Source organism: Streptomyces sp. NPDC127190, from assembly GCF_042672505.1.
Lineage (GTDB): Bacteria > Actinomycetota > Actinomycetes > Streptomycetales > Streptomycetaceae > Streptomyces.
In genome coordinates this window covers 40,788-64,314 of record NZ_JBHXVE010000018.1, presented here as the reverse complement: position 1 = coordinate 64,314, position 23,527 = coordinate 40,788, and the positions used below count along the sequence as shown (strand labels likewise).

The 23,527-nt window shown below is 69.8% G+C and carries 22 protein-coding genes and 7 pseudogenes; 15 read left to right on the top strand and 14 right to left on the bottom strand.

From position 1 onward, the window contains the following. Window positions 1-56 precede the first annotated feature (56 nt). Together ACFVIU_RS25845 and ACFVIU_RS25840 are read left to right on the top strand one after the other, a co-directional pair. Window positions 57-1,202 (top strand): hypothetical protein, encoded by a 1,146-nt coding sequence (locus ACFVIU_RS25845; protein WP_385845357.1) that lies wholly within the window; start codon window positions 57-59, stop codon window positions 1,200-1,202. A gap of 8 nt (window positions 1,203-1,210) precedes the next feature. Further along, a pseudogene (locus tag ACFVIU_RS25840) lies at window positions 1,211-1,522 on the top strand (hypothetical protein); the annotation flags it as partial. A gap of 97 nt (window positions 1,523-1,619) precedes the next feature. On the opposite strand, the gene ACFVIU_RS25835 reads toward ACFVIU_RS25840, so the two are convergent. Then, entirely contained in the window at window positions 1,620-2,711 is a 1,092-nt protein-coding gene (locus tag ACFVIU_RS25835) for a hypothetical protein (RefSeq protein WP_385845356.1), read from the bottom strand. Between the two features lie 1,030 nt (window positions 2,712-3,741). On the opposite strand from ACFVIU_RS25835, the gene mscL reads away from it, so the two are divergent. Further along, window positions 3,742-4,185: a large conductance mechanosensitive channel protein MscL gene (gene mscL, locus ACFVIU_RS25830; protein ID WP_385845355.1), complete on the top strand. Its 444-nt coding sequence runs from the start codon at window positions 3,742-3,744 to the stop codon at window positions 4,183-4,185. Between the two features lie 278 nt (window positions 4,186-4,463). On the opposite strand, the pseudogene ACFVIU_RS25825 reads toward mscL, so the two are convergent. From ACFVIU_RS25825 to ACFVIU_RS25800, 6 genes and pseudogenes are all read right to left on the bottom strand, one after another. Next, window positions 4,464-4,583: pseudogene (locus ACFVIU_RS25825) on the bottom strand (AAA family ATPase); the annotation flags it as partial. Between the two features lie 133 nt (window positions 4,584-4,716). Beyond that, a complete protein-coding gene (locus tag ACFVIU_RS25820; protein ID WP_385845354.1) occupies window positions 4,717-5,565 on the bottom strand; it encodes an alpha/beta hydrolase in 849 nt (282 codons plus the stop codon). Window positions 5,566-5,807: 242 nt separating this feature from the next. Further along, window positions 5,808-6,239 (bottom strand): annotated as a pseudogene (locus ACFVIU_RS25815) (ISKra4 family transposase); the annotation flags it as partial. 100 nt (window positions 6,240-6,339) lie between these two features. Then, window positions 6,340-6,523 (bottom strand): annotated as a pseudogene (locus tag ACFVIU_RS25810) (aldo/keto reductase); the annotation flags it as partial. Between the two features lie 38 nt (window positions 6,524-6,561). Then, the gene (locus ACFVIU_RS25805; RefSeq protein WP_385845352.1) at window positions 6,562-7,590 is read right to left on the bottom strand and encodes a zinc-binding dehydrogenase; all 1,029 of its coding nucleotides are present in this window, start codon (window positions 7,588-7,590) and stop codon (window positions 6,562-6,564) included. Window positions 7,591-7,674: 84 nt separating this feature from the next. Beyond that, window positions 7,675-8,176 (bottom strand): annotated as a pseudogene (locus ACFVIU_RS25800) (aldo/keto reductase); the annotation flags it as partial. 214 nt (window positions 8,177-8,390) lie between these two features. Between ACFVIU_RS25800 and ACFVIU_RS25795 the strand changes: the two are divergent. From ACFVIU_RS25795 to ACFVIU_RS25760, 8 genes are all read left to right on the top strand, one after another. Next, window positions 8,391-9,293 carry a helix-turn-helix transcriptional regulator gene (locus tag ACFVIU_RS25795; RefSeq protein ID WP_385845351.1) on the top strand — a complete coding sequence of 301 codons (903 nt, stop codon included), beginning with the start codon at window positions 8,391-8,393 and terminating at the stop codon, window positions 9,291-9,293. A 248-nt stretch (window positions 9,294-9,541) separates the two neighbouring features. Continuing rightward, on the top strand, window positions 9,542-10,090 hold the full coding sequence (locus tag ACFVIU_RS25790; protein WP_385845350.1) for a GNAT family N-acetyltransferase: 549 nt from the start codon (window positions 9,542-9,544) through the stop codon (window positions 10,088-10,090). A 151-nt stretch (window positions 10,091-10,241) separates the two neighbouring features. Continuing rightward, window positions 10,242-11,144, top strand: a complete 903-nt coding sequence (locus ACFVIU_RS25785) for a transposase family protein (protein ID WP_385845348.1) — start codon at window positions 10,242-10,244, stop codon at window positions 11,142-11,144. A gap of 326 nt (window positions 11,145-11,470) precedes the next feature. After that, window positions 11,471-12,364, top strand: a complete 894-nt coding sequence (locus ACFVIU_RS25780) for a LysR family transcriptional regulator (RefSeq protein ID WP_385845346.1) — start codon at window positions 11,471-11,473, stop codon at window positions 12,362-12,364. Between the two features lie 315 nt (window positions 12,365-12,679). Continuing rightward, window positions 12,680-14,455, top strand: coding sequence for a serine/threonine-protein kinase (locus tag ACFVIU_RS25775; RefSeq protein ID WP_385845345.1), 1,776 nt, complete (start codon window positions 12,680-12,682; stop codon window positions 14,453-14,455). Between the two features lie 234 nt (window positions 14,456-14,689). Then, window positions 14,690-14,767 carry a hypothetical protein gene (locus ACFVIU_RS25770; protein WP_385845466.1) on the top strand — a complete coding sequence of 26 codons (78 nt, stop codon included), beginning with the start codon at window positions 14,690-14,692 and terminating at the stop codon, window positions 14,765-14,767. A 382-nt stretch (window positions 14,768-15,149) separates the two neighbouring features. After that, window positions 15,150-15,521, top strand: a complete 372-nt coding sequence (locus ACFVIU_RS25765) for a hypothetical protein (protein ID WP_385845343.1) — start codon at window positions 15,150-15,152, stop codon at window positions 15,519-15,521. Window positions 15,522-15,609: 88 nt separating this feature from the next. Continuing rightward, the gene (locus tag ACFVIU_RS25760; RefSeq protein WP_385845342.1) at window positions 15,610-15,795 is read left to right on the top strand and encodes a hypothetical protein; all 186 of its coding nucleotides are present in this window, start codon (window positions 15,610-15,612) and stop codon (window positions 15,793-15,795) included. A 441-nt stretch (window positions 15,796-16,236) separates the two neighbouring features. Here ACFVIU_RS25760 and ACFVIU_RS25755 read toward each other — a convergent pair whose 3' ends face one another. Next, on the bottom strand, window positions 16,237-16,377 hold the full coding sequence (locus ACFVIU_RS25755) for a hypothetical protein (RefSeq protein ID WP_385845341.1): 141 nt from the start codon (window positions 16,375-16,377) through the stop codon (window positions 16,237-16,239). Window positions 16,378-16,459: 82 nt separating this feature from the next. Continuing rightward, the gene (locus ACFVIU_RS25750) at window positions 16,460-16,783 is read right to left on the bottom strand and encodes a hypothetical protein (RefSeq protein ID WP_385845340.1); all 324 of its coding nucleotides are present in this window, start codon (window positions 16,781-16,783) and stop codon (window positions 16,460-16,462) included. Window positions 16,784-16,957: 174 nt separating this feature from the next. Here ACFVIU_RS25750 and ACFVIU_RS25745 point away from each other — a divergent pair, with 174 nt between their 5' ends. The 3 genes from ACFVIU_RS25745 to ACFVIU_RS25735 all read left to right on the top strand — a co-directional run bounded on the left by ACFVIU_RS25745 (window position 16,958) and on the right by ACFVIU_RS25735 (window position 18,605). Continuing rightward, entirely contained in the window at window positions 16,958-17,104 is a 147-nt protein-coding gene (locus ACFVIU_RS25745) for a hypothetical protein (protein ID WP_385845339.1), read from the top strand. 484 nt (window positions 17,105-17,588) lie between these two features. Beyond that, the gene (locus ACFVIU_RS25740) at window positions 17,589-18,044 is read left to right on the top strand and encodes a nucleoside triphosphate pyrophosphohydrolase (RefSeq protein WP_385845338.1); all 456 of its coding nucleotides are present in this window, start codon (window positions 17,589-17,591) and stop codon (window positions 18,042-18,044) included. A gap of 27 nt (window positions 18,045-18,071) precedes the next feature. Continuing rightward, window positions 18,072-18,605 (top strand): GNAT family N-acetyltransferase, encoded by a 534-nt coding sequence (locus ACFVIU_RS25735; RefSeq protein ID WP_385845337.1) that lies wholly within the window; start codon window positions 18,072-18,074, stop codon window positions 18,603-18,605. A 14-nt stretch (window positions 18,606-18,619) separates the two neighbouring features. Here ACFVIU_RS25735 and ACFVIU_RS25730 read toward each other — a convergent pair whose 3' ends face one another. Beyond that, window positions 18,620-19,726 carry an exonuclease domain-containing protein gene (locus ACFVIU_RS25730; protein ID WP_385845335.1) on the bottom strand — a complete coding sequence of 369 codons (1,107 nt, stop codon included), beginning with the start codon at window positions 19,724-19,726 and terminating at the stop codon, window positions 18,620-18,622. 600 nt (window positions 19,727-20,326) lie between these two features. Between ACFVIU_RS25730 and ACFVIU_RS25725 the strand changes: the two are divergent. After that, window positions 20,327-20,807: pseudogene (locus tag ACFVIU_RS25725) on the top strand (FAD-dependent monooxygenase); the annotation flags it as partial. Here the strand turns inward: ACFVIU_RS25725 and ACFVIU_RS25720 are convergent. The 4 genes and pseudogenes from ACFVIU_RS25720 to ACFVIU_RS25705 form a co-directional block, all read right to left on the bottom strand. Next, window positions 20,722-21,660: a PDR/VanB family oxidoreductase gene (locus tag ACFVIU_RS25720; RefSeq protein WP_385845334.1), complete on the bottom strand. Its 939-nt coding sequence runs from the start codon at window positions 21,658-21,660 to the stop codon at window positions 20,722-20,724. The pseudogene ACFVIU_RS25725 and the gene ACFVIU_RS25720 overlap by 86 nt on opposite strands. Continuing rightward, window positions 21,653-21,826 carry a hypothetical protein gene (locus tag ACFVIU_RS25715; protein WP_385845333.1) on the bottom strand — a complete coding sequence of 58 codons (174 nt, stop codon included), beginning with the start codon at window positions 21,824-21,826 and terminating at the stop codon, window positions 21,653-21,655. Before ACFVIU_RS25715 ends, ACFVIU_RS25720 begins: the two co-directional genes overlap by 8 nt. Next, window positions 21,823-22,833 (bottom strand): Rieske 2Fe-2S domain-containing protein, encoded by a 1,011-nt coding sequence (locus tag ACFVIU_RS25710; RefSeq protein ID WP_385845332.1) that lies wholly within the window; start codon window positions 22,831-22,833, stop codon window positions 21,823-21,825. The genes ACFVIU_RS25715 and ACFVIU_RS25710 overlap by 4 nt, the downstream gene beginning before the upstream one ends. 81 nt (window positions 22,834-22,914) lie before the next feature. Then, a pseudogene (locus ACFVIU_RS25705) lies at window positions 22,915-23,454 on the bottom strand (IclR family transcriptional regulator); the annotation flags it as partial. Between the last annotated feature and the right edge of the window lie 73 nt (window positions 23,455-23,527).

Below are 23,527 nucleotides of genomic sequence, written 5' to 3'. Positions count from 1 at the left end.
CAGCCGCCATCCGCGGCTCATCCGCCCCCGGCCACCTTTCAGCGAAGGAGTGCCCCATGAGCCTACTCGCCTCCTACGGCCCGCCCGGACACCTCGACGATCTCGACGAGACCGGCCTGAAGGCCTGGAACATGTTCATCAGCGACCGGGTCGAGAACTCGATCACGGGCCCCCATCCCCATGAGGTGCTCAACGACAGCCCTCGCAGCCAGTTCTACAACCTCACCAAGACCGACACAGCGGCCGACGCCCAGGAGGCCACCGTCACCTGGACGGCCTTCCCCCGTCTGGTCAAGATCCAGTCTCTCGCCGACGCCCAGCGGTGGAAGCGGGCCGACGCCAGCCGGGACGTCCAGGACGAGTACTGCGAGTGGAGCGTCACCCGCAATGCCGCGGGGAAGATCACCAAGGTCATGTTCACCTGCGAGGGCCCCGAGTACTGGCATCTGCTCGCCCAGTCGAACCCCGCCAAGGTTCTTGAGCTCTACCAGAGGCATATCAACCCGAACGTCCAGCACAGCGACCTCTTCGGAGCCACCGGCACCTACAACCCCCGTAACCGGTGGAACGACTCCACGACGGACGGCGCCATGCATCTGATCCAGTCCAACAACACCCTGGGCGCCGAGATCGAACTCGCTGCCGCAGCGACCATCGTGCGGGTCATCAACGGCAACGAGCTGACCACCGAGCAGGAACTCATCCACTGCAGCAAGTACGGCGAGCCCGAGCGCAACAGCGACCCGCACATCGGCGGAGCCGTGAACGACCTCGCCCGACAGAAGGCGGACGTCTCCCTCGCCGACCCGGTCGGTCTCTACTTCGACAAACTGGCCACGGACGGCTGGGCCACCCCGGACGGCTCCGATCCCAAGGACTACTGGATCAGGCAGCGCGGCGACGAGACCCACCCTGTGCGGTTCGTCTACGAGGTACCCCAGGACAAGGGCTTCACTGTTGGTGACATCAAGATCAACGGGAAGCGCATCGAGTTCGGCGCGCAGATCGCTGACTTCATCACTATCCGACTGACAGGTGTGGCCTGCCGATTCGGACAGAGCACCACGCAGCCCAAGACCGCCTGCGTGCAGATGGCCCCCGCGCCCGTTGAGCCGGCAGCGGTCGCACAAAACCTCAGCGCGGCATCGGTCCCCGGCTACCGGGCCGCTCCACTCGCTACTTCCTGGACCCGCCGCCGCTGAGCCGCCGGGCCACCGACCTCCGCCGACCCTGGGAGAAGCCGACGGAGCCGAACAAACTGACACCCGCCCGCGTCCGCGCGGGGTTCAGAAACCTGCACACGCAGACCGGGTCTCCGGCCGGTGCACCGAAACCGTCACGTCCCGGGCCAGGCAGGCGGCCGGGCTCGAAGAACCGCCGCCCGGCCACCCATCATGACGTGGGCATGGTGATCCTGGTCGCCCAGTGTGCCGCCTGGTTCGTCATGGTCCGTTTGTGCCGGCAGCTCAACGCGGCCACGTTCGAGGTCTTCGGCGCCTTCGAGCATAGGTTGCCGGCGTAGGCCGACTCCAGGGCGGAGTGGGCGGCCCTTGGCGCGGGGCGCGACTGGAGCCGGTACGTGCCGTTGACCCACGTCGAGCAGTGGGTGCCGGTCATTTTCACTGTCGCCTACGTCGTCGCGTTCTGCGCTCTGGTGGTCTGACGTTCAGCCCGACCACTGTGCTGCCCAGCAGGGGCTGCTGCGGCAGCGGGGAGGGGACGGGCAGCGGGGGAGGGGTGGCGACGACCGGTGCCGGCGGAGGGATCGTGACCGGGGAAGCCTGCCGCTGCGGCAGAGCCGCCCACGCGCCCACTACCGCGTCGATGCGTTCGCGCACCAGCCTGCGCATGGTCCAGACGTGACGAATCCGCGGGACCGTGACGACGAACCAGTGCAGGCTCGGCTGCCACTGCTGGTCGAAGGTGACGAAGGCCCTGAGCGGCGACTGCCACTCACGCTTCGAGGCCGGGAGCCGCGCGGGACAGTCGGGCAGCCGTGGTAGCGGAGCCCACGTGCTGCCCGGCTCCTCGGATTTCCGGACGGCGTACTTCTCCACGACGGCCGTACGGAAGGCGTCGTACTCCTCGGGTCCGCAGCAGACCATGAGCACCAGCCGTTCCGGAGGCATCGTGCGCAGTGCCTCGGTGAACTCCCACACCGTTCCCGGGCCCGGCGCCACGGACATGAGGACGGAGTGAGCCCCCTGGATCAGCTCGCTCACGGTCCTCTCCCAGCCGTCGAGCGGCAGGTAGCCCCGCTGTGCGCCGAGCAGAGGCAGTTCTTCGCCGGGTTCCCCCACCGCGACGACCCTGCCGTGCCGGGTGAACTGGCGGACGAGGAAGTCCTCCATGGTCAGTCCGGGAAGCTCATACGGGGAGCGCGTCCACCATCCTGGAGCCTCGGGAGGGGGCAGCGACATCCGGGTGTCGAGAGCGAACGGCCGTAGATACAGGATGTAGCGCTCGCCCCGTAACTCCTCGAAGGCGGTGATGACGCGGATGCGGTGCCGTCTGCCCCGGACCACCACCCTGCGACTGGCGCGGAAGACGAGCCATCCGCCCTCCAGGATGCCCAGCATGATCAGCAGGCGCAGGACCCAGGGGATGTGGCTGACCGGCGGTCCGGGCGCGATGACGAAGTGCTTCAACAGCAGGGACCCGCATCCGGTGGCCAGGGCGTACCCCAGGAATCGCAGGGTGCGGCCCGTCACGGTCAACGTGTTCCCGGAGGCACGCCGTTGGTGGGGAAGGATCGGGGTCGTCCTCGGTTGCTGTTCTCGCTCAGCACTCATGTTGCCTCCGGCCTCCGACGCCGTCGTGGACGATCGCAGCACTGCTCCTGCCCATGCTGGCCCGCGCGCGGAAGGAGCGTGCCCGATTCGGCGCAACGCGACGCCGGCAGCCCTGTTCCGGCGTCTTCGACGACGCCGTTGAGCGGTCTGCCAGCCGTCTCCGGCACCAGCGGTCCGCCGCGCGGAGCCGCGTACCGCAGCCCGGCCTGGGGCAGCGACCCAACACCAAGGCCGCGACCAATCCCAATGCCCGATGCGCCCCGGCTCGCCGAAGAGGCCGGAGGAACCTGGCGTCACAATGCGCCCGGTGACCACACTCGCTGATCACAAGCCCACCAGGCGCCGCTTGACCTTACCGCTGGTGGCAGGGCTGAACGATGACCGGCATGGACAGCAGCACCGCACCCCAGGTCAGCAGGATCGTCGCCGTCACCGGGGCCGGCACCGGGATCGGCCGGCGGGCAGACTGCCGCACCGAGCGGCGCCTCCAAGCACGGTGATCAGCATGGTCGTGGCATCCATCGAGCCACCAGGCCACGCACCTCGTGGCCGACAACCAGCGGCCGAGCCCGTGCCGCGTCCCTGCAAGGAGGCCCACCGGGAACGACGAGCCCGGCACCGGCCCGCCTGCGGGTAAGACTTACGCGGTCGGTCGCAGACTGTCGGCGGCCTTCCGGCCGGTCAGCGAGGAGAAGAGGTGAATGATCTACGGCAGTCACCGCGCCGAAGGCACGCCAGCCCTGGGTGCGCTGCCCGGCCAGGAGGGACCGTACGGCCACTGGCCCGAGCCGGGTGAGACGGACGACGCCGATGCTGAGGATGGCCTCGGCGAGCCGGCGGCCGCCGTGGTGCCGTCGCCCAGCAGGCATGGGCGAGAGGTGGCAGGGCATCCGGGGGAGGAGCCGGGGTTGCCGCCCCTCGACGTCATGGCCCTAGGAGGTGCGAAAAGGTGAAGGGCTTCCGCAGCTTCATCCTGCGCGGCAATGTGGTCGACCTGGCGGTCGGCATCGTCATCGGAGCGGCGTTCACCGCAGTCGTCAACGGCTTCGTCAGCGCCTTTTTGACCCCGCTCGTGGGGCTGGCCACCGGTGCCACCGGCGACATGGCCCACAAGACCTTCACCGTAGGCGCCACCAAGTTCCCTTACGGAGCTTTCATCAACGCGGCGATCAGCTTCCTCCTCATCGCCAGCGCCCTGTACTTCCTCGTCGTACTCCCGATCAACAAGCTGCACGAGCGCCTCGCTCCCCACCACGACGTCCAGGCCCCCAAGCGGGACTGCCCCGAGTGCCTCAGCCCCGTCCCGGCCCAGGCCCGACGCTGCGCCTCCTGCACCGTCCCCCTGCCCGCGGTACCCGCCCAGGCCGGGGAGACAACTCAGCGGGCCGGGTGACCGGACCCCTGATCGATCGGTGACAGCCGGACAACTTCGGTTCTCAACGCTTGGCCGGGTTGCCCCTGCAGCCGCGGCGCCGGCGTTCGGCATCCCCGCCCCCTGGGCTGCGGGCCTGCCGGAGACGGGCCGGGCGTATAGGCACTTCTCGGAGCGGATCACCGCCGCGACTGGGAGGCCCGCGAGCGGCAGCCCCGTCGTGACCTCGCTGTACTCAAGCCGGAGACGACCTGCTCGCCCCACCCGCGCCCTGCCCCTGCCGAGCAGGCGTCCCCGGTTCAGCTGACCGTGGCCGGCACTTCTGCTCGCGCGCGGGTGCCGGCGAGGCGGTAGGAGTCGGTGCCGGTCTCGATGATGGTGCCGTTGAAGGTGAGCCGGTCGACGATGGCCGCGCAGAGGCTCTGCCCCTCGACCCCGCCCTTCTCGTGGGCGCCGTCGATGCCCGGGCGGCAGGAGAAACTCTCGATGCCAAAGTGCGAACGAAAGGCGATGGGTGCAGCTCGGATGGAGTGATCGTTCGGGCGGGTTTCGTCAGGTCGTGGCTGAGTGCCATAGCCAGCGGAGCGCATCGGGGAGTAGTACTCCGCCGTGGTTGGGGCTGTGGCCACCGTCGCCGAGGACGAGACGGAAGTCGTAGCCTGCTTCCGCGAGAGCGGCTGCCACACGCAGATTGTTGGCGAGCCAGTTCCTTTCCGGCCCGTTCCAGTTGAGGTCGCGGTGGCCTGCTTGCATGAAGATGCGCAGCGGTTTGCGGGGGGCGTTGGGGATCAGGGCAGGGTAGGGGTTTCCGTTCGGCATCTGCGTGAAGCTGGAGAGGTAGCAGATGACTCGCCGGAACTTGTCCGGGCGCATCCACGCAGCCGTGAAGGCGCAGTTGCCGCCGCTGCTGCCGCCGCAGATGCCCCATTGGTCGGCGTCCTCGGCGATCGAGTAGCGCCGTGTGACCTGGGGGATGATCTCAGTCAGGAGGAAGGTGACGTAGCGGTCGTCGAACGCGTCGTACTCGGTGTTGCGGTTCTTCGATTGTTCGGCGTTCTTGAGGACGCCGGGATCGACGAAGACACCGATCGTGACCGGGATTTCGCCGCGATGGATGAGGTTGTCCAACACGATGGCACCGCGGACCTGCCCGTCCGGGTCCAGGTACCACCATCCGTCCTGGAACACCATCAGTGACGCGGGTTCGGAGGGGTCGTATTGCGCGGGCACATGAACCCAGTACCGTCTCGTGGTGCCGGGGTAGATCGTGCTCTCGCACCAGCGGAACTCCAAGGTCGAGCCGGCGGGGACGCCCGGCTGTAATTCCGAATCGGGCCCGTAGGCGTAGCGAACGTCTTGCTGGTCGATGGGGAGCGGACGAAAGGGCAGCTCGATGGTCACGTCCGCACCCTAGAGATGCTGTCCGGTCGCCTCAAAGGGATTGTGTCCGGTTTGCTCGGATCGACAGCCGCGATCAAGAGGTGAGGGCGTAAGTTCGCTGGTCGGCGGTGGGGTAGAGGCGTTCGGGCTCCGGGAAGGCCCCAGCGGGCGCCGACTCGGCGGCTTCCCGGGCGGCGTGGCCTGCCAGGATCGCTGTCAGACAGTCGGCTGCCCAGGACTCGGCCTCGGTGGTGCCGGGTTTCCACGGTCGCCGTCTGCTCCCGGTTCGGCTTCTCGCCCGGCGCGAGCCGAGCGCGGTGGCCAACAGCAGCTTTCTCGGCGGCCCGGCGGGTGGCCTCCCGCAGGGCCGCCGGGCGCATGACCACGCCCTTGCCGTCCACCTGGACCACCAGTGGCATCTCGTGGCTGCACGGGACAGGGATCGTGGTCGGGTAGAAGCCGTCGACGTCGACCGCGGCGGCGACCACGAGCTCTTCGAGTCTGCGCTTGCCGAGCACGTTCCCGCAGCGGCGAGTCACTGCAGCGTGGGCCTGGTCGAACGAACCGCGGACGGCTTCGGTCACCGCGAGCCGTCGTCATCCCGTCGAGTGCCGGCCCGCCGGCAGCGACAGCACAGCGTCGGCAGGGTGGACGTTGCTCACGCCCTGGCCCCGGTGGGCGACCCGGGTGACGCGGTGCCCAACCGGCACCCGAACGCAGCCGGCCCCGCCACCGTGCCTGCGCCACGGCGGCCTCCCGGCCGGTGCCGATCTGCGGATCGTCAACGGTGAACCCGCCGCTGGCCTTGATGGCGCGGCCGACGGCCTCTTCTTTGCCGTAGACGGCGGTGTCCAGCACGGCGGTAGCCGGCGACCAGGGCCTCGCAGACGGTGCACTCGGTGTCCTCGGCGGGGATCTGGTACACGCCGAAACCGAGGAGCGGCATCTCGACGCCGTTGCTGAGGGTGACGGTCTGCATGAGCGGGATGTCCTTCGCCGGAGCGCGGAGGCGGGCGGTCAGGGGCGGATGAGGGCCTTGAGGACCTGGCGGTCGGCCATGGCCCGGTAGGCGTCCGGTGTCCGGTCGAGGGTGAATTCCTGGTCGAAGACGCGGCCGGGGGTGATGGTGCCGCCCAGGACGTCGGGCAGCAGTTCCGGGATGTAGGCGCGGGCGGGGCTGGCGCCGCCGGTCTGAGTGATGTTGCGCATGAACTCGGCCGGACCGATCGGTCCCTGCTCGTACTGGGGGACGCCCAGGCGGCTGATGGTGCCCCCGTCCAGGACCGCCCCGAGTGCGGTGTCGAGGGCCTGGCGGGTGCCCACGGCCTCGATGACCTTGTCCACGCCGCCGGTCAGCTCGCGGATGCGGGCGATGCCCTCCTCGCCGCGCTCGGCGACCACGTCCGTGGCACCGAACTCACGGCCCAGGCCGGTGCGGGCCTCGTGGCGGCCGGCGAGCACGATCCGCTCGGCCCCCAGCCGCTTGGCCGCGATCACTGCGCACAGGCCGACCGCGCCGTCCCCGACCACCAGCACCGCATCTCCGCGGCCGACGCCGGCGGTGACGGCGCCGTGGTGGCCGGTGGTCATCACATCGCAGAGGGCGAGCAGCGACGGCAGCAGCGCGGAGTCGGCGGCCACCGGCAGCTTCACCAGGGTGCCGTCCGCGTACGGGACGCGAACGGCTTCGCCCTGCCCGCCGTCGACGCCGTCGAAGCCGTACCGGCCGCCGTTGCGGCAGGAGATGTGCAGGCCCTTGGCGCAGTAGTCGCAGGTGTTGTCGCTGTAGGTGAACGGGGCGACGACCAGATCACCGGTCTTCAGGCCGGTCACGTCCGCGCCGGTGTCCTCCACGACGCCGAGGAACTCGTGCCCCATGGGGCGCCCGGTGCCGGTGGCGGACATCGAGGCGTAAGGCCACAGGTCGCTGCCGCACACACAGGACGCGACGACGCGCACCACGGCGTCGGTGGGCTGGAGGATCTTCGGGTCGGGCCGGTCCTCGACGCGGACGTCGCCGGCTCCGTACATCACTGCTGCACGCATGAAAGGTGTTACTCCAAATGATAGGCGGGGGGGCACCACGCGAAGCGCGGCGTGCGGGGGTTGGGGTCAGCGTTCGAGCATCTGCGCCTGGGCCTCGGTGTGGGTGTCGCCGGCGGCGGGCGGCAGGCTGGAGAGCTTGCCGAGCTGCTCGGCGGTCAGCGTGACGGCATCGGCGGCGGCGGTCTCATCGATCGGCGTGTTCGGGTCCACCCGGTGCTGGTAGTGCAGGTCGATGTGGTCCGTGCCCAGGCGCTTGAGGGAGCCCTCGATGGCGGTGCGGATGTCGGCCGGGCTGGAGTCCAGGTTCCAGGAGCCGTCGCCGCCGTGCGAGACCAGGCCGAACTTGGTGGCCAGCACCACCTTGTCCCAGCGGCCCTGGAGCGTCCGCCCGAGCAACTCCTCATTGGTGTAGGGGCCGTAGATCTCGGCGGTCTCGATGAGCGTGACGCCCAGCCTCAAGGGCTCGGTGCACGGTCCTGACCGACTCCGCGTCGTCGGTGCCTGAGCCGGTATAGCCGTGGGACATGCCCATCGCGCCCAGCCCGATCCGGGAAACCTCCAGGTCACGCAGTTTGATGTAGCGCATCTCGCCCTCTTCCGATCATGGTGTTGCCTGGCCTCTCACTGTCGTCCGGCCCGGCAGGCCGAGCCGGTTGAAGTCCGGGCGGCGCGAGGGGCCGGCGTCTTCCTCATTCACCTTCGCCCGGATGGCTCGGGGGTGGCAGGGCGGGCTCTTCGGGGGTAATGGCAGGGCCCCCCTCCGCCCGCGTAGTGGGTGCCCGGCGGGTGAGACTGGAGTCATGACTTCGACGAGTGCGCACAGCGAGGGCGCCGAGCTTGGCCGCTTCCTGCGTGCCCGCCGCACCCAGACCAGTCCCGAGCACGTCGGCCTCACCGTCGGCGCCGGTATCCGCCGTACCCCGGGGCTCCGCCGTGAGGAGCTGGCCACCCTCGCCGGGATCAGCATCGACTACTACGTGCGCCTGGAACGCGGCAAGGAGACCCGCCCCAGCCCCGCCGTCCTCGACTCCCTCGCCCGTGCTCTGCACATGGACGACCAGGAGCATCAGCACCTGCGTGAGCTCGCCGCGCGTGCCGCCCGCTACGCGCCCGAGCCACCGCCGGCCCCGAGCCGCACCGTGCGCCCCCACCTGAAGCTGCTGCTGGAGTCGCTGCGACCGAACCCGGCCTACGTCATCAGCCGCAGCATGGACATGCTCGGCTGGAATCCCGGCGGCCTCGCCCTGTACGCGGGCCTGGCGGACTGGCCGGTCAAGAACCGCAACCTCGCCCGCTACCTCTTCCTCCACCCCGCGGCTCGCGACCTTTTCACTGACTGGGACCGGCAGATCACCGGCTGCGTCGCCCGCCTGCGCGCCGTCGCCGGCACCGCCCCCGACGCCCCCGACCTGACCAACCTGGTCGGCGAGCTCCTCCTCAAGAGCCCCGACTTCGCCCGGCTGTGGGAACGCTACGAAGTGACCGGACGCAAGCCTGCTCACAAGACGTTCCGGCACCCCCAGGTAGGAACGCTCACGCTCACCTCGCAGTCCCTGCACGTGGAAGGCACCCCTGGCCAGCGCATCGGCGTCTATACCGCCGAGCCCGGTAGCCCCGACCACGATGCGCTGCTTCTGCTCGACATGACCGCGCCGCCTGCCGCCAGCCCCACGCAGCGGCACGCAGCGCGTCGACAGGGCTAACGGGCCTGGGGAAATTGCGCTTCGGGCGTGCTGGGCTGGTGGGTGATCAGCAGGCGGTGTCGCGGACGAGGACGAGTCCGGTGCTCGTCGGCGGCGGGCGGCCCGCTGCGCGGATCGGTCGGAGACGAGTGAGGCGATCGCGAGATGGGTCTCGGCGTGGGTGGCGCGGCGTCCGTGTGGCCGTCTGCATGTCCGCCAAGGCCGTAAACCGGTGGACAGCTCTCCGGCTCTGGGTGAGCATCACCGCGATGAACAACGAACCTCTCTCCGCGCCCAAACGCGTCCGTTTCGTCGAGCTCAGCGCAAAGGCACTGCGGGCGCTTGCCGACGGTGACCTCGCTGGCGGCAGCGCCGAGGCCGGGGTCGCCCTTGACGAACACTTCGTCGGTGAGCGAGCCCGCTGGATCTTCGGCTACCGCGCCGACCAGCTCGCCAAGGACCCCTCTGCCGCGCCCTGGATCACGCGTGCCGCGGTGTCCGAGCCGGACGGGGTCGTCGTTGGCGACGCCGGGTTCCACGGGCCGCCGGATGAGGCCGGCATGGTCGAGGTTGGCTATACCGTCGTGCCCGGGTACCGCCGCCAGGGCTATGCCCGCGCCATGCCGAGGGCCTTGCTCGTCAGGGCCGCGGCCGACCCCGACGTCAGGACCGTGCGCGCCAGGATCGGATCCGACAACGCCGCCTCCCTGGCGTGCATCGAGGGCTTCGGCTTCACGCGCATCGGCGAGCAGGGGGACGAGCGCGACGGACTCACGATCGTCTTCGAGGTCCCGGCAGACGCCATTCAGGCCGGGTAGCTGTACGGTCTCGGCGGACATGGTGATCGTCCCGGTCGGGCCGTGACATGAGAAGGGCCATACGGGTTGGGTGAGTTGTGAAACTGAGCTGGGCCGTACGGCCTGTTCCCATCCTGCCCTGTCCCGCGTCTGACGCGCACATTCCGGCGAGTTGTTCGCCGAACTGGCCACGGCAGGGGAGGCTGCGCGGCAGTCCGCGCTCCGCGAGGCCCGGGGCGGAGAGCGTCGGAGGGCGGAGGGTGCCGGCAGAAAGCCCAAGCTGGTCTTCCTCGATCGGCTGCTGGTCACCCTGGTCCATCTGCGCCATCAGTTGCCGCATGTGGTGCTCGCCGAGCTCTTCGAGGTGGATCGCTCCACCGTCTCCGCGGCCATCCGCCAGGTCCGCCCGCTGCTGGCAGCCCGTGGTTTCGCTGTGGCCGACCGGCCCCGCCTGCGGCTGAAGACGCTGGAGGACGTCTTCGCCTATGCCGAGGCGGAGGGCGTTGGCCTGCGACTCGACGGGGCCGAGACCCAGGCCCGCCGACCGCAGGCCGACCGTCCTGGGCGCCGGGCGTTCGTCTCCGGCAAACGCAAGCAGAACACCATCAAGACCACCACGTTCAGCGACGGCCAGGGCCGCCCGCTGCTGTCCGGCTTGGTCCGCCCGGGCCGGATGCACGACCAGACCGCCGTGCGGACCGAGGGCATTGCCGAGCAGTTCCGCACCCGTCCCGGCGTGAAGGCGAAGGTCGATTCCGGCTACCCCGGGCTGGCCAAAGAGTTCCCCGGGCCGGTCAGCGCCCCACCGAAGAAGCCCAAGGACGAGGCGTGCGACGGTGACGAGCATGCCTGGCGCGAGACACGGCGACGGCAGTCCTCGGCAAGGATCTGTGTGGAGCACACCAACGCCGAACTCCGCCACTGGGCACCCCTGCGCCGTTTCACCGGACGCCGCGATACCTACGCCGAGACCCATCTCGGGATCGCCTCACTCATCTCCGACCGATCCGCGCAGCGGGCCACCCACCGCCGGACGGGCACCGAACTCGTCCTCGGCCGCGACACCGTCCGCTGATCACCCACCAGCCGAACCGCCAGGTCGGCACGCCCGAAGCGAATTTCTCCCCAGACCGCAAGGGGGAGTTGCAGAAGCTGAGCAAGGCGGAGCTGTACCAGCGGGTGACCGGCAGTGCCTTCCTGGCGGGTGGAAGAGGAGCCGTGAGGAACTCATCGATGCACTCGCCGGCAGCGGGCGCCGCCGGAAGACGGCCGCCGCCTGACGGCTGCGGCGGCCGTCCCACGACCGTCCCGCCCACGCCCTGGAGAGCTACCTGCGTCGGCGCTGACAACACGGGGCCGGGTGGAGCATGTCGCGATTGGCGTTCGGTTGCGGAGCAGGCGGTGCTCGCGGATGTGCTGAGCGGCGGTTTCACTCGCGCCGCCGCCCGGCTGCATCTGGCTCAGCCCGGCCTGAGCGCCCAGATCCGCCAGCTGGAGAAGGAGTTGGGGCAGCCCCTGCTCGACCGCTCAGGCCGGTCGGTGACGCCGACCGAGGTGGGCCGGGCGGTCCTGCCCTACGCCCGCGCCGCACTGGCGGCGGCGGAGTCGGTGCGGCAGACGGTCGATGCGTACACCGGACTGCTGCGCGGCCGGGTCAGGCTCGGGCTGGTCTCCGGCGCCACCAACCACGCCTTCGACATCGCCGCTTTACTCGCGGACTTCCACGACGCCCATCCCTCGGTGGAGGTGGCTCTCACCGAGGACGCCACGGATCGGATGCAGGCCGCTCTCCTCGCCGGCGAGCTCGATATCGCCGTCCTTGGAACGGCGGAGGAGGCGCCCCCGCCCGGATTGGCCTTTCAGACGGTGATCGATGTCCCGCTGGTTGCCGCTGTCGCGCCCGGTGATCCGGTTCTCGATCGCCTCGACGGTACGAGTGTCCCGCTTGTCGATCTGCGGGATCGGCCGCTGATCTGCCTGCCGCGCGGCACCGGGGTGCGCGCGGCGCTCGAACACGGCTGCGCGCATTCAGGATTCCGGCCACGGATTGCCTTCGAGGCGGCGGCCCCACACGTACTCTCGCGCCTGGCCGCGCGGGGCCTGGGCATTGCCGTGCTACCTGCCGGTGAGGACGATTCCCTCCTTGACGGGCGGCTTCGCACCCTGCGGATCGTCCAGCCCGAGATGCGTGCCCGCATCGCGCTCGCCTGGCAGGCCAACGATCCTTCGAGTCCCGCAGCCCGGGTTCTCCTCGAGCGCCTACGCGATGCCCTCCCCAAGCCGCCCGCTTCCTAGAACGCCTCTGCCCGCAGATCGCCCGCGAGGAAGAACAACGCCGCGCCCGGGCCGCGTTTGTGCGGCGCTGGGGCGCGGCGGAGGGGTGAACCCTGCGGCGGCTGAGGGGAGTTGTCAGCGGCCTGCCGGATCGTTGTCGAAGAGGCTGGCTTTGGCGCTCAGAGGACATCACTGCCTCTCAGCGCCGGTTGGTGAGGTAGTCGCCGGCATTGACAGCCTGGTGCGCGAAGGCTGGGATGTGACGAGGTGTGGCGCTCATCACGGATCTACCGCTGGATGGGACCGGCCGGTGCATGGTGGCTCAACGGGGGTGTGATGGAGGAGTTGCTAGCCACTGATCCAACGGTGGTCGGCGGCCGGTATCGGCTGCTCGGGCGACTGGGCAGCGGTGGGATGGGCGTCGTATACCTCGGGCGATCGCCGGGCGGGCGGCTGGTAGCCGTGAAGTGTGTGCACCGGGAGCTCGCCGCCGACCCGGAGTTCCGCCGTCGCTTCGCCCACGAGCTGGAAGCCGTGAGGCAGGTCGGCGGGTTCCATACGGCACAGGTCGTCGACGCTGCCCCGGAAGGTGACCCGCCATGGCTGGTCACCGCCTATATTCCGGGACCGTCCCTGGCCGAGGCGGTCGCCACCCACGGCCCACTGCCGGAGCCGGCGTTACGGGTGCTCGGCGCAGGACTGGCCGAGGCGCTGGACGCCATCCATGCCGTCGGGCTGGTCCACCGAGACCTCAAGCCGGCGAACGTACTGCTCGCCGACGACGGGCCGCGCGTCATCGACTTCGGTATCGCCCGCGCGCTGGACGGGACGGCGATCACGCGGACGCAGGTCGTCATCGGCACACCTGGCTATATGGCGCCGGAACAGATCGCGGGCGGCGCGATCAGCCCGGCCTGTGACGTGTTCAGCCTCGGCCACGTCCTCTGCCACGCCGCCGGGTGCGCGCCGTTCGGTCACGGCGAAGCGCAGGTGATGCTCTACCGGGTCATGCACACCGAGCCCGACCTGAGCGCCGTCCCGGAGCCCCTGCGGCCGACGATCGCCGCCTGCCTCGCACGGAACCCCGCAGACCGGCCCACACCCGCTCAGCTGTTGGAGCGGTTCGCATCGCCCGCCCACGACGAACCCGGCAAGGCGTGGCTGCCTGCGCAGCTACGGACGGTGCCGGCTCCGGTGCCGGCGGGGGTTGCGGGGGATGTTCGGTCGGTTGATCCGGACCCGATCAGCCGTGCATCGCCGCCAGCCGGGCGCCCCGACAACCGGACCCTGACCGCGATCACCGAGCCCCGGGATACTCTCGGCTCACAGGCGCCCGGGGGCCGGAAGCGTTGGCTTTACTGGCTCTTGGTGCCGCTCGCCCTCGTGCTCATCGCCGCTGCCATCTGCGTCTCCCTGTTCGTGCTGGACGGCGACGGCTCCCGGCCACCGAACTGCTTCCCGTCCAGCGCCAGCGGGGACGGCTCTCGGCACGAGGTGACCAGTCTTCCGATGGGGACGCCGCACCCGCCCGAACCCGTCGGGCCCGCCGACCGGACGACCATCGAGCTCGGCCAGTCGGTCACGCTCAGCTGGGACCACGCCGGCGCCGTGTCACAGGTCGCCGCCATGCTCGGCGACGCCCCCCGGTTTTCCGCCTGGCTGACCACCACATCCTGCACTTTCACGCCCAACGCTGCCGGCGTCTACCACTGGGAGGTGAGCAGCGCGAACGCAGCCGAAGGACAGGCGGGCAGCGCATGGTCGCAGGATCGGTACCTGTTCGTCAGGCCGAAGGGCTCCTCGACACCCAATCCGGTGCGCGACGCTCCGGACGTCCCCCGTCCGGTGGCCCCGGCGGACCAGACGGTGGTCAAGGCTGGCCAGCCGATCACCCTGAGATGGATGGCGAGCGGCGGCAATTCGTACGTCTCTGTGCTGCTGCCCGGCGGGAAGTGGCAGACCATGCCCTGGCAGAAGATGTCGACCTACACATACACCCCGCCCTCGCCCGGGATCTACGTCTGGACGGTGCACACTGCGGACAACGTCGCCTGCGTCGTCGGCACCTGCATCAGCGGGGGGAGTGCGCAGCGGTACCTGATCGTGGAATGAGGTTCGCACTCGCAGGTCGCTGTCCCCGGAAGTCCCCTCAAGACCTGGGTTCGACCTTCCGTGCGCCGTCCACGAGACCAGGGGCTCCGGCGGCGACTTCCGCCTCCCAGACGGCGCCCTGGTCAACCAGGCTTCCGTCGGCATGGCTGCTGGAAAGAACCAACACCCCGCTGCGCGACGCCCTTCAGCGTGCCGACGTCGGTCGGTCGGGGCGGTCGGTGAAAGTGCCATCGCATGGTGATCAACGGAATTCTGTGCGACGTACGGACCGGTATCCCGTGGCGTGACTTGCCGTCACGGTTCGGGAAGTGACAGATCGTGTACCCCGTAAGCCGCTGGGCGGCGGATAGGACAGGGGAGGAGCTTCTGCGTGTTGTCCAGCGTGACGCGACGCCGAGGCTTGAGTGACCCGAGGCCGCCCGAACAACGGGGGCCTCGGCTCACCCTCGGACCGGGTGGACGGTGGCTGTCTACTCTTGTGTGCTGGACACGGCCGGGATTCGGTGGCGCATGGGGAGAAGGAAGGCAGTCCGGTGGAAGACCGGGGCGTCGCCGATCCCTGGGAACGGCGTAGACGGCAGGGCGCCAGGCGTGCCCACCCCCGGACTGGCACCGCACATACCACCTGCTGCGCATCCACCTCGCCACCGGCGACGACCCCGCCACCCTCACCCGCGACACCCGGCTCGCCGGCGTGAAGATCGGCTCCTGGCCGCACCGCCAGCTGGCCGCCTGGCCCGCCCTCACCCCCGGCCAGCAGCAGCTGATGACCGCCCTCGACCTCACCCCCGACACCAACCCGCTCACCCCCGCCCGCCGAGCCCGCCGCACCTTCGCCGAGACCGTCCAGTTCCTGGAACTCTTCCTGCACCGCGAAGGCCGCGCCCCCGCCGCCCGCGAGACGATCCGCGTCGACGGCGACACCGTCAAGATCGGCGCCTGGCTCGCCAAGACCGGCCACCGGCACCGCTCAGGCCAGCTCCCCGACGACCATGCCCGCCTGCTCGCCACCCTCTTCGACGGCGACTGGACGTTCGACGACGCCGTTCCCGCCGTCCTGGCCTGAATGCTGTGCCCCGGCAAGGGGGGAATGATCGCCGGGCCCGTATGCTGCGCTAGCCCGGCGAACCGCCTGCTGAAAGGAATTCTCCACCGTGTTCTCGCAGACTCCCGTCTACGACCGCCTCGTCGCCGAGCGCGGCGACATCCCCGTCCAGGTCCGCGGGGAAGCCGACCGGATACAGCGCGACTTGGCACAGGTCCTGTTCCTGGCGTCCACCTCCCAGCGGAGCACCCCGCAGAACGTCTTCGAGCCGAAGCAGCTTCCCAGCGCCCTGTAGGCCGGCGACCGTTGCCCCCGGAGAGCAGCACACAGGCATGCGGCCGTCCCCCTCCCGCCTGGCCGCCCGGCGCTGTGCGGTCAGGCAGGTCCGGCTGGTCACCCAGCCCTCCCCGACTCCGTGATGTGCTGCTCCTACCGGGTTGCTGTGCCCGTCCTGAAGGGGCTCGGCGGCGGTGGCGTGTACCCGCGGCGTGGCCCGCGCATCAGGACTACCGGCCGCATGACACTGGTCAGTAGTGGATGTTCCAGCCCAGCGCCTCGGCGACGACCTGGAGACCGACCTCCAGGGTGAAGCAGACCCCAGATCGTGGGCGTCGAGGCTGCTGCCGATCTGACGGAAGTGGCCGGCCAGCGTCCCCGGCTCGAAGGAGTCGGACAGTACGTGCCAGGGCGGGCGATACCCCGGGCGTTCCTGCTCCTGGGTGGCCAGGATGACCGCCTAGGCGATCACCGCGGGCCACAGCTGCTCGACGAGGTAGTCCCGGCCGTCCTCGTCCGACTCCTGCTCCAACTCTTCGGCCAGCTGCGCGCGGAAACGCTCCCGCAGGTCCGGGTGGGCGGCTTCGACGGCCTCGACCACCCTCGGCAGGCCGGCCCCGGCCCAAACGGATCCTTTCGGCGGCCGGGGCAGGACGGATGATGTGGTCGTCGTGGGCCCGACGTCAGGTGAGGGCGCTGCGAAGGTAGGCGGGCAGCGCCTGGCAGACGGCCGGGTCTGCTTCCCAGCCGGGGGCGGTGAGTTGGTCGGCCGTGATGACGACGTGGTTGCCGTGGTCGGTGCGGACGACGACGCGGAACGTTTCGCCCCGGCTGTCCAGGCCGGCCAGGTAGGCGGCCAGAACGGCCCGGCCCACCTCGGCGGGGTCCGCACGGGTGGTCGCGCGGCCGAGGTCTTTGCAGATCCACACGCCGCTGAACCGTTCGTGCATCAGGATCTCCCACCGCACGCAAGCGGGCATGTCGTCGCGCACCACAACCGCGATCATGCCCCCACCAGCCGGTCTCCCGTACCGCTACCTGTGAGTACTGGCCAGAAAGCGCGCCTTGCCCCCCCGGACGAGCGGCTGGCACCAGGCCAGCTCACGTCTCACCGGCGCGCCCCGACCAAGGGCATCGAAACGGCTACCTCGCGCGGCCCTTGCGTTCTACCGTTGCCGGGCATGAGCACGCAGGCCTTCCACGGCGCCTACCTTCTGCCGCTGTTCCACGCGATCGAGCAGGCCCGCGGTGAGGACGCCTACCAGCAGCTCCCCGCGCCCGCCCCGGCCAGCAGCCTGGCCGCCGACGACGCCCCGCTGGGCCCGTAGCCTGCGGCCGGTGCGGCGAGGCGGGCCGGCCTCTCGCTGACCGCCGCCTCCTCCGGTGGTACGTGCTCCCTGACGAGGTCGACTGGAACCAGGTGGTCGGCTGGGGCGCGCGGGGCGTAACGGCTCGCTGGCCGCCGCCTTTCATCTGGTCGTGGGTCCTGTCCACCCAGTCCTGAAGTTCGACCCAGGCGGTACTGATAGCCGGGGGGATCCGGCCGAGGAGGAAGTTCTTCAGGGCGTGCTCGTCCGCCGCACTGTAGGCATGGAGCGCCTTGAGGAACCCCTGTTCCCTGCAGATGCGAAGACGCTTCCGGCTCAAGAGCGATCGCGTCACGCCGACCGGCGGACCGAGGAGCGGCACCTGCTTGCAAACGGGTGGGATTGGCGGTTCGTATGGCGAGTGGTGAGGCGACTTCCCTGGGCTGTGGCGGCATGAAGGGGCGGCGTCCGGCGACCGCCTCACGAAGGCTGTGGGAGAGCACGGGTGGAGCCCTACAGCAGGCACGGCACGTTGGTGCGGGACCGGTTTCCGCAGGTTATCCGGGAGGACGGTGCCGAGCCGGTCACCTACACCGCGGGCCGGGAGGAATACCGCAGCCGGCTGCGGGACAAGCTCGGCGAGGAAGTCGCCGAGTTCCCTGAGGCGGATGAGGACTCGGCGCCTGAGGAACTCGCAGACGTGCTGGAGGTCGTGCGCGCGCTCGCCGCGGACCTGGGAGTCGATGCGGATCAGCTGGAGAAGATCCGTGAGGCCAAGGCCGGTGAGCGCTGCTTCCCACTATTCAGGCTGCGGAGCGGTTACGGCGCATCTCGGCAAGCCGCGCTTGGCCGGTGGGCCCGGCGCACACCCGTGCCCGGGAGGATCGGCGGTAGACAGGGCTCACGAAGAGGAGTTCGGCCGCCTCGTCGCGACTCGCGGCGACCCGCGGATTACCGATGAGGCGCTTGCTTTCGGCAGGATGGGCGCATGACCGAGATCCGCACACCCCGCCTCCTCCTTCGTAGCTGGCACGACGACGACCTTGCGCCGATGGCGGACATCAATGCGGACCCACGGGTTATGCGCTGGATCGACGACGGCTCGGTGCGCGACCTGGACCACACGGCCGAGGACATCGAGCGGTGGGAGGAGGAGTGGGACGAAGAGGGCTTCGGGCTCTTCGCAGTCGAGCTGCTGGCCTCGGGCGAACTGATCGGCTTCACGGGACTGACCGTGCCCGAGTTCCTGCCGGAGGTGATGCCCGCCGTGGCGATCAGCTGGCGGATCGGCTCACAGTTTTGGGGCCAGGGATATGCGTCCGAAGCCGCGCACGCCACGCTTGAGTTCGCGCTCCAGGACCGCGGCCTGGACCGCGTCATCAGCATCAACCGGGTGGGGGACAACGCCTCCGAGAACGTCATCCGCAAGCTCGGCATGGTGCCCGAGCGGGAGACGGCACACCCGGTGTACGGCTACCCCCTGCATGTGCACGCCATCGATCTCACCGAGTTCCAGGCGTGAACCGCGGTGGTTCTTCACCAGCCGCTGCTGCAGGCGAGCAGGTGCCGTACCGTGAGCGGCTCGTCAATGCGAGGGTTCTCGTGCCAGCGTGACAGCAGCCGTACGATGCGGCTGGCGTGTTCGCCGCGGCACAGCGCGGCCAGGACGTCCCAGGTGGCCAGGCAGTCGCCCAGAGCGGTGTGCGCGGCGAGGTTTCCGGGGGAGTACAGGGCCGCCAGATCGCTCAGTGCGTGACTGCCTCGACGCCTGGTTTGCTGGCTGATCCGCATCGGATCCACGGCCTGGACATGCTGACCGAGTCGGTCGGCTAGCGTGGGAAGTCCGTGGCGCCGGCATTCCGCGTCCAGCAGTGGCAGGTCGAAGGTGCGGTTGAAGATCACCAGCGTGGCGCCGTTGCTGATGTGCTTGGCCAGGACGCTGACGAGTGCGTCAAGGGCTTCAAGGGGGGCCGCACCTTCGCTGCGGGCCAGTCTGTCGATGATGCTGTGGACGTTGTAGGCGTCCTCGGGGATAGGGACACCCGGATTGATCAGCATGCTGTCCCAGGCCAGCGCACGATGGTCGGCCAGCAGCCAGGCAGCCTCCACGACGCGGGCCGTCTCTGTGTTGAGACCGGTCGTCTCCAGATCGAGAACGATGATCCGTCCGCCAGGGAACCATCCGGCCCTGTGGCGTCCCTCGGCTGAGGCCTCCTGCAGCTCTTTCTCGATCGCACGCCGGTCCGCGGCACGGGCCATCCGGCACAGGACGTGCGCCACCTCGCCGGGAGTGCTGGTGCGGGGCAGCCTGTGGAACTCCCCCTCCTCATCCGCTAGCCCGCCAGAAGAGGAGATGAACAAGGACGGTGCGTCGTCCGGTCTCGACAGCGATCCCACAGTGACTCCGTAGCGGACTACGTCGTCACCCAAGGACAGCATCAGCCGTTCGCCGGGCCCCGTGGCTTCACCCGGCCAAAGAAAGCGAGCCCAGGCCCGGGCGTCGTGAGCCAGATCCCGTTGACGCAGCGTCTCCTGGCGGCTGTCGGGCAGTTGAGGACCCGTGCAGGATCCGTTCCACGCGTAGGGCAACTCCTCTATCAAGGCGTCAAGGAACGGCTCGGGGGCGCGAGAGTCGAAGAACATGCACCTGTCCTGTGGGCGGGGCACCAGGCCGGACCGCCCGGTGCAGACTGGCTGATCGTAAAACCACGGAGCGAGCCCCTGGCAGCGCCCTGCGGTCCGAGTACTCGCCCTAGGCGGTCGACGAAACGCACGATGATCGGCACCGCGTCAGCAGCCCTCCTCCTCTGCGTGCTCTGCCCATGGCATGGGGCCCGGGCCATCGCCGCCAAGGCAAAGGTCGCGGCCGCCGTGCCCGCAGGCGAGGTTCGGTGACCTGGCAAAGCAAGGCAATGACGGGACGGGGCAGGACCGATGGTGCCAGTCATGCCGTCATAGGCTCAACCGGGGGAAATGGCCCGGCCCTTGCCTGGTGTGCCTCTAGCGTGACGTTCTGCTTCGGTGCCTCACACGCCTCCTCGGTACCTGTAAGCCTCTCCGTGCGCGGATTCCGCTCTCTGGCTCGTGTGGAGGACATCCCGGTCAGTAGCCCGACCATCCTGGCCGGTCACAACGACGGCGGGGGAAGCGCTGTGCTGACCGCTCTGGGCCTTTCTGCTGGGAAGCCATCGCTGGGTGGAAGGCGTCTTCATCCTGGACACGGGGGAGCAGGCAGCCACCGGCGGCACCGATGCGGCCGACTGGTCCGACGAACGGATCTGGGACGAGCTCGACGCCCGGCTCCCACCCGCCAGGAACCGGGCTGGAAGCCGGCGCGCGGCCCGATCACCGCCAAGTCGGTGCTGCCGATGCGCGCCCACGTCACCGAACCGATGCGCCCCGAGCGGGTGCTCCTGGCCGGCGACGCGGCCCACATCATCCCCCGACCGGCGCCAAGGGCCTCAACCTCCCCGCCACCGAGGTCATCGTGCTCGCCCAGGCGTTCGCCGAACTCCACAGGACCGGATCCACCGAACTGCTCGACACCTACTCCGACACCTGCCTCGAACGCGTCTGGCGGGCCGAGCGCTTCTCGTACCATCTGCTTCTGACGTACGATCAGGTATGGGTTCCTCGACTCAGAGGTCCAGGACCAGCCGCTCTCCCCGGCAGCGGGAGACGCAGATCATCATGGTCTCCCCGGCCGCCCGCTCCTCCGCCGTGAGCAGTGAGTCGCGGTGGTCGGGGACGCCCTCCAGGACGTCCGTCTCGCAGGTCCCGCAGGTGCCCTCGGCGCAGGAGAAGAGCACCTCGACACCCGCGGCTCGAACGGTCTCCAGGACGGAGGTGTGCTCCGGGACGGACAGGGTCAGGCCGGAGCGGGCCAGCACGAGTTCGAACGGGGCGTCAGGAGAGGCAGCCTGAGCCCGCGGCTGGAAGCGTTCCATCCGTGGCTCCGGCCCGCCGTTCGCCGCACAGTATTGCTCGACGGCGTCAAGCAGCGGGCCCGGACCGCAGCAGTAGACGGCGGTGTCCGGTTGCGGGGCGCCCAGATAGGCGGACAGGTCCAGCAGTCCGGTCTCGTCCTGCGGCCGGACTGCCACCCGCTGGCCGTAGCGGCCGGTCAGCTCGTCGAGGAAGGCCATGGAACCTCGTGTGCGTCCGCCGTAGAGCAGGGACCAGTCGGCGCCGGCCGCTTCCACCGCCCGCAGCATCGGCAGGATGGGGGTGATGCCGATCCCACCGGCGATGAAGAGGTACCGATCGGCGGGCCGCAGCGGGAAGTTGTTGCGCGGTCCCCGCACCCGTATGGTCTCGCCGACCCTTAGCCGCTCGTGCACGAAGGCCGATCCTCCCCGTCCCTCGGGTTCGCGCAGCACGGCGATCCGCCAGACGTCCCGTTCCGCCGGGTCCCCGCACAGCGAGTATTGGCGCTCCAACCCGTCGGCGAGGATGAGATCGAGGTGCGCGCCCGGCTCCCAGGGGGGAAGGCCGCTGCCCCGCAGGGCCAGGGAGATGACGCCGTCGGCCTCCCGGCGGCGGTCGGTGACGACGACGGTGTGCAGGTTCTCAGTCATCCGGAGCCTCGCTCGGGTGTCCTTCCGGGTGGGCCAGCAGCCAGCTCCACAGCTCGACCGGATCGTCGGCTGTGTGCTGCGCGCCGCAGTGGCAGGTGCCGTGCAGCAGGTCGGTGCCCGGCTGCCAGTCGATGCGGTTGACCGTGCCGCTGGAGGGGCCGGTCATTCGGCGGCCAGCTTGGCGAGGATGCGGCGGGCGGCGAGGCCGCCGGTGTCGATGTTGATGCTGAGCTCCTGGTAGCCGGCCGGCTCGCTGTCCAGTGCGCGCTGCAGCAGGTTCAGGGCGTCGACGTCCTGCATCACCACCTGGTGGTTGAAGTCCCGCAGGAAAGCGGTGACTTCGGCGTCGTCGGTCGCGAAGTCGCGGGAGACGGCCCAGAAGTCGTAGACCTTGCCGGGTTCGGAAGGGGTGATGGCGTAGGTGATCTCGGTGCGGAACACCGGCGCGTCCTGCCCGACCGGCATGATCCGGCTGTGCAGCAGGTAGAGGCAGGGAGCGAAGTACTCGATGTCCTGCAGGCGGGTGATCCGGCCCTCGATGCCCGTCGAACGGGCGTAGAAGGGCGGGCACTCGGCGTTCGGCATGTGGCGGGAGACCCGGACGATCCCGGCGGCCTCGTCGACCTCGGTGGTGATGGGCGTCTCGGCGACCTCCGGCGTGCCGATGTGGCCGGCGTGCAGATAGGTCTCGTGGGAGAGGTCCATCAGGTTGTCGACCAGCAGCCCGTAGTCGCCGTCGATCGGTTCCATGCCGCAGACTGTGACCATCTCCGGGTCCGCCAGGTGCGGGGCGCGCGGGATCAGCTTCTCGTCGGCCAGCGCCGGATCGCCGACCCAGACCCAGACGAAGGAGTCGAGCTCGACCGCGGGATAGGCGGCGACCCGGGCGGTGCGCGGGATGCGCTGCTGGCCGGGGACGAACACACAGGTGCCGGTGGTGTCATAGGTGAAGCCGTGGTAGCCGCAGACGATCCGGTCGCCGTCCAGGCGGCTCGCCGAGAGCGGGTAGCGGCGGTGCACGCAGCGGTCGGCGAGAGCGACGACACGCCCGTCCTCCTCGGTGCGGTAGAGGACGAGCGGCTCGCCGAGGATCGTCCGTCCGAGCAGCTCGCGGCCGATCTCGCTGCCGTAGGCGGCGACGTACCACTGGTTGCGGGCGAATGCGGTGGCCATGGGGCGCTCCCGTCACTGACAACTGGGTGTGGGTGCGACGAGGTTCGCAGGGCCGCGACACCGCCCACAACGGGACTTCCGTCAGGTGGAAGTCCGTCCGAGAGCGCGGGAGATGCCCAGCCCGGCGACCCGGACGGCGAGAACCAGCGCGCTCGGCGCCGAACCCTCGACCGGCACCACGACGGACACCGAAGCCACCACCTCTCCCCGCGCGTTCCGCACCGGCGCCGCCACCGACAGTGCGTCAGCGGTTATCTGACGGTCACTCACGGCTAAGCCGGCGCGGCGGACCTCGGCGAGCATCCTGCGCAGCCGCACCGGATCGGTCGTGGTGAACGGAGTGAAGCCGGCCAACTCCCCTGACAGATACTTCTCCTGTACCTCGGCGGCGCTGTGGGCGAGCAACACGAGACCGACTCCTGTCGCGTGCAGCGGCCATCGCGCGCCGACCTCGGTGCGCACGCCCACGGCCGAGCGGCCGGAGATCCGCTCGATGTAGACCACCTCGAGACCGTCCCGCACCGCGAGTTGGACGTTCTCATGGGTGGCCTCGTACAGGTCCTCCAGAAACGGCATCGGGGGCCCGGCGGCGGGGGCGGGGGCGAGCCGCCGCGCGGCGAGCGGGCTCCACCACCACAAAACAACCCCACCCACCAGAGGATCTCACCCCCCGCCCAGCGAACGCACACCACCC

Coding starts and splice junctions, on each gene's coding strand:
- ACFVIU_RS25730 (WP_385845335.1), bottom strand. CDS start 19,726: ATGTTCTTCGACTCTCGCGCCCCCGAGCCGTTCCTTGACGCCTTGATA.
- ACFVIU_RS25735 (WP_385845337.1), top strand. CDS start 18,072: ATGACCGAGATCCGCACACCCCGCCTCCTCCTTCGTAGCTGGCACGAC.
- ACFVIU_RS25715 (WP_385845333.1), bottom strand. CDS start 21,826: ATGACCGGCCCCTCCAGCGGCACGGTCAACCGCATCGACTGGCAGCCG.
- ACFVIU_RS25805 (WP_385845352.1), bottom strand. CDS start 7,590: ATGCGTGCAGCAGTGATGTACGGAGCCGGCGACGTCCGCGTCGAGGAC.
- ACFVIU_RS25790 (WP_385845350.1), top strand. CDS start 9,542: ATGAACAACGAACCTCTCTCCGCGCCCAAACGCGTCCGTTTCGTCGAG.
- ACFVIU_RS25720 (WP_385845334.1), bottom strand. CDS start 21,660: ATGACTGAGAACCTGCACACCGTCGTCGTCACCGACCGCCGCCGGGAG.
- ACFVIU_RS25750 (WP_385845340.1), bottom strand. CDS start 16,783: ATGATCGCGGTTGTGGTGCGCGACGACATGCCCGCTTGCGTGCGGTGG.
- ACFVIU_RS25795 (WP_385845351.1), top strand. CDS start 8,391: ATGACTTCGACGAGTGCGCACAGCGAGGGCGCCGAGCTTGGCCGCTTC.
- ACFVIU_RS25745 (WP_385845339.1), top strand. CDS start 16,958: ATGAGCACGCAGGCCTTCCACGGCGCCTACCTTCTGCCGCTGTTCCAC.
- ACFVIU_RS25710 (WP_385845332.1), bottom strand. CDS start 22,833: ATGGCCACCGCATTCGCCCGCAACCAGTGGTACGTCGCCGCCTACGGC.
- ACFVIU_RS25775 (WP_385845345.1), top strand. CDS start 12,680: ATGGAGGAGTTGCTAGCCACTGATCCAACGGTGGTCGGCGGCCGGTAT.
- ACFVIU_RS25845 (WP_385845357.1), top strand. CDS start 57: ATGAGCCTACTCGCCTCCTACGGCCCGCCCGGACACCTCGACGATCTC.
- ACFVIU_RS25770 (WP_385845466.1), top strand. CDS start 14,690: ATGGTGATCAACGGAATTCTGTGCGACGTACGGACCGGTATCCCGTGG.